4 protein-coding genes are annotated in these 3,441 nt (G+C 37.4%); 2 read left to right on the top strand and 2 right to left on the bottom strand.

The window, feature by feature from the left end; translation table 11 throughout:
- On the top strand, positions 1–218 hold a 218-nt coding region (locus LJE08_RS13075; protein WP_227403451.1), incomplete at its 5' end, for a hypothetical protein.
- 185 nt (positions 219–403) lie between these two features.
- Here the strand turns inward: LJE08_RS13075 and LJE08_RS13080 are convergent.
- Entirely contained in the window at positions 404–1,369 is a 966-nt protein-coding gene (locus LJE08_RS13080; protein ID WP_227403452.1) for a hypothetical protein, read from the bottom strand.
- Between the two features lie 126 nt (positions 1,370–1,495).
- On the opposite strand from LJE08_RS13080, the gene LJE08_RS13085 reads away from it, so the two are divergent.
- Positions 1,496–1,702 carry a helix-turn-helix transcriptional regulator gene (locus LJE08_RS13085; protein ID WP_227403453.1) on the top strand — a complete coding sequence of 69 codons (207 nt, stop codon included), beginning with the start codon at positions 1,496–1,498 and terminating at the stop codon, positions 1,700–1,702.
- A 252-nt stretch (positions 1,703–1,954) separates the two neighbouring features.
- On the opposite strand, the gene LJE08_RS13090 is transcribed toward LJE08_RS13085, so the two are convergent.
- Complete coding sequence (locus LJE08_RS13090) at positions 1,955–2,578, bottom strand: antirestriction protein ArdA (protein ID WP_227403454.1); 624 nt, start codon at positions 2,576–2,578, stop codon at positions 1,955–1,957.
- Positions 2,579–3,441: the final 863 nt, after the last annotated feature.

Genomic DNA, 3,441 nt, shown 5'->3' on the forward strand with positions numbered 1-3,441 from the left:
TTGAGTATAGTCGAGAGGAATATGTAAATAATGTGATAAAAGGACGTGAACAGGACTATTCGGAAGAAGATATAGAAAACTTAAAACAGGATTATGATAATCTCCAAAATAGAATGTTAGAATCCTTTTATCATATGGAAAGACTAAGAAACTTAGAAAAGCTTTATAAAGTAAATGAGAAAAAAATTAACAATTTCAAACGTTCCACAATTAAATGAAAAGGAATCCGTTTTCAATTCTTTAAAAGATCTGAAAATGGATTCCTTGCCCGAATCAATATAACAATCCTTGGCAAACTGCTCTTTCATATTTTTTGTAGAAAGGTTGGAGAGGTGGTAACTGCGGGCGAAAAAAAGAACACCCTACCCGAATGGGTAGGGTGTGTGTGAGTTAAGCGTTTTGCTTACTTGCGTGCACCGCAAGAGCAAGACTGACCATTTGGAACCTGTTCATCCCAGGCGTCCTTTACAAGAACCTGGTTCGTGCCGACCTGAACACGGTTCGTTCCAACCTGTACCTGTTCAGTGCCAGTTTGGATTTTCTCTTCATGGGCAGTGTAGCCTCCACCACACTCATAAAGCACATGGTCCTTGATATCGTAGATATCATTAAAGCGAGCACCACACTCATTGCAAGTCCAGTATGCACTCCACTTGTACACAGGACGGTCTTCGTAGACAATCTGGTCTTCATATACAGGCTCGTTACGATACTGAGCCTCATGATGTACCGTCTTGTACTCAGTCTTCCAGTCGTGCTGGTGAGCAGGCTTGCTAGGCTTAGCAGGCTCACTAGGTGCAGGTGCAGGCTTATTAGGCTTGCTTGGAGCAGGCTTGCTTGGAGAGCTGTTATCAGAGCTGGAACTACTATTGTTATTTGGTTTAGAGCTAGAGCTGTTTTTATCACTATTTCCAGATTCCTTCTCCTCAATCACAGGCTTTATATCCTGCTTTTGTGCTTCGGCAGTTTTCTGCTCCTCAGAAGCTTTTTCCTCTTCGGTCATCTTTTCCTTAACAGTTACTTTCTTGATGACTTTCACGTCCTTGGCAATGAAGTCCTTAGATTCCACACCCGTGATATTGTATGTAAGCTGATACTCACCAGCCTTGGTCATATCGACCTTGGAATCATCTGCCTTTACAGATTTGACATACTTCTCGTCGAACTTTATGCCATCCATCCAGTCGGGTTTCGTATTAACTTCAACCACACGGTCACGCAAACCCGTCACGCAAGTGGTAAGGTCAACTTCCTGTACGGTTTCAGTTTGAGATTCTGTTTCATTGTCTTTCTCTTTGGAATTACTACCGCAAGCGGAAAGAGAAAATACAAGAGTAAAGACAAGAAAGAGTGATAAGATTTTCTTCATGACTTTGTTTCTCCTTTATATTTATAGATTATACTAAATTTTACTAACTCATATTATACCGATTCTTATCGATATATTCAAGTACCTCTTATCTATCTAAAATAATAGATGTAGGAGGTGTGTGATTTGATTTCTTATGAACCATTATGGCAAACAATGAAAGAAAAGAATATAACTACTTATACACTAATTGATAAACATAAGATATTATCAAAAACAGTTTACAACTTAAAGCATAACAAACACATCACTACATCAACATTAGAACGTTTGTGTGATATATTAGATTGTACACCGAATGACATTATAATGTTTACAAAAGATGAGGATTAAAGAAATATTCCATTGTATTTTGGATATTTCTTTTTTATTATCTTTTTTTTCCTTATATCATACAGTAGTAGAGGGAGCTGTCCGATTGTCCGTCTTTTATTAACAAATTTATTTCTATATTTTTATATTTGTCCGATTGTCTCTCTTTATTTTAATAACTTGGTTGAAAATAAATATAATAATATACATATATAATATAGAAGTAAAAAGAAGTTTTAAAGAAAAAGTCAGACAAACGGACAAACGATAGCTTTAAGCAATCCGTTTCATATCCTCTTTCATTTCCTGTATCGCTCCCCATACCTCTCCACTCTGTACTCTTGGGGAATCAATCATATATACATAATACCCATTATGCGTGTATACTCCTCCCTCATCAAGCCTAACATCACGACCGTACGCTTCATAATCAATGTATCTTTCCAATACACTCCCTTTCAATTCCTGTATCAATCCCAACTCGTGAACATAATAGTAACCAAGCTCATAATCATTTTCCACTTCTGCATACATCATAAAACAATCCGTGTTATCAAGAAGTGTAACCAGTTCTTCGATACTTCCTATATACTCTCCGAAATCCAATAAAGCTTCCACTTCCTCAATCGTGCTATCTGATTCCTGTATCTTTTCAGCAAGATAATTCAATGCAAATAAACTTTCGTATTCTCCGAAACACTCCGCCAATCCGCAAATGTTGGATTCATAATCAGTAATAAAGATTTCCTCATAACGTGTACCGTCAATTCCGATTTCTTTTAATACTGTATTTATTTTTGTTTGCGTTGTTGGGAAGTCTAGCCATTTCCCGACAAGCTCTCCCTCATTGTATTTCCCTAGATTAGTCACATAAGCTGATAATATTTTTTCGTACATATCCATGTACCTCCTTTCACAACTGCTCCCGCAATTTTAATCACGAGCCTGCGAAGTGATAATGGGAAATTTATGTACCGTGATATGCCCATTTTATGTCACATATTTTGGGCATGACTGGGTACATAACATTTGCATGGGAAAATCATGTCACATCATTTGGGTAAAATATGTAACATAGATTTCCCATCAAATAAAACCTTGCGACAAAAAATCGCTATGCCTATCGTGCACAGCGGAGCTGATTCGTGCAAGATAGATCGTAGCAGAATCTGTCGCATGGTTTTGAAAAAAGGGGAGTCAAGAGGGGCGAAGCTCCTTTGCAAAATATGGCGAAAAAGAGTGTAATGCAATGAAACGGTCGCTGTATTTTGCTACAGCCAAGCCGAAGAGATGTGGCACGACATATATTTGAAACCGCCGTTTACTTTGTGAAATGTGAGCTATACCCTATTAGGCTATAACCTATTGGGTCACTTGTTAAATATTTCACAATGTGGTATAATAAAGATAGTTAGATATTACTAACTCATTTATTATATCAATCAAAGGTGGTGGAAAATGTGGGATATTTAAGTTTTGACGCAAGCGTTAAGATTCATCAATCAGGGCGATATGCAAGCACGAAAACTTCAAAATCGGGAAACGGCGGTATTCTCGGATATTTACGACATATCGACCGTGAAACAGCTCGTAGGCTTGGCTGTGAAGTTCAACATAGTAATGCTAACATCAACTCAGAACTGACATTACAAAATGAATCCTACTATAAAGATTCAAGTTGAAAATGAAACAGAACAAAAGATACACAAGATATGGCTAATTCCATCAATCAGCGTATTCGATACGCAAAAGAACATGGA

The organism is Holdemanella sp. DFI.5.55, from assembly GCF_020593575.1.
In the GTDB taxonomy this organism is placed as follows: Bacteria; Bacillota_I; Bacilli_A; order Erysipelotrichales; family Erysipelotrichaceae; genus Holdemanella; species Holdemanella hominis.